Origin of the sequence: Actinacidiphila bryophytorum (assembly GCF_016916835.1) — a bacterium.
GTDB lineage: Bacteria > Actinomycetota > Actinomycetes > Streptomycetales > Streptomycetaceae > Actinacidiphila > Actinacidiphila bryophytorum.
The window spans coordinates 1-627 of the sequence record NZ_JAFFIX010000078.1 but is presented as its reverse complement, the minus strand read 5'-3'; the positions used below and the strand labels follow the sequence as shown (position 1 = coordinate 627).

The 627-nt window shown below is 69.1% G+C and carries 1 protein-coding gene; it reads right to left on the bottom strand.

All coding sequences use genetic code 11. The features are described 5' to 3' along the window. On the bottom strand, positions 1–627 hold a 627-nt coding region (locus JT723_RS34670), incomplete at both ends, for an L-ribulose-5-phosphate 4-epimerase (RefSeq protein ID WP_205048882.1).

Here is a 627-nt window from a genome sequence, read left to right as displayed (position 1 = left end):
GGGCTGGCCGTAGACGTTCTGGTAGCGGTCGTAGAGCCGGTCGATGTCCGCGTCCGCGATCGGCAGCGGATCGCCCAACTGCCGTGAGATGTGCACCGTGCGCGCGACGTCCTCGCACATCACCGCGGCCTTCACCGCCGCACGGGCGTCCTTGCCGACGGTGAAGACCCCGTGGTTCCGCATCAGCACCGCGGGCGAGCGGTGACCCTTGAGCGTCCCGACGATGCCGCGCCCGATCGAGTCGTCACCGATCAGCGCGAACGGCCCCACCGGTATCTCGGCGCCGAACTCGTCGGCCATCGCGGTCAGCACGCACGGCACCGCCTCACCGCGGGCCGCCCACGCGCACGCGTACGTCGAGTGCGTGTGCACCACACCCCCGACCTCGGGCATGTTGCGGTAGACGTACGCGTGCGCCGCGGTGTCCGACGACGGCGACAGGCCGCCGCCCTCCACCACCGCGCCGTCCAGGTCACACACGATCATGTTCGCGGGAGTCAACTGCTCGTAGTCGACCCCGCTGGGCTTGATGACGAACAGATCAGCACCCGGAACCCGGGCGGAGACGTTTCCGGCCGTCCAGACCACCAGGTTGTAGCGCACCAACTCCTGGTGCAGATCACTGAC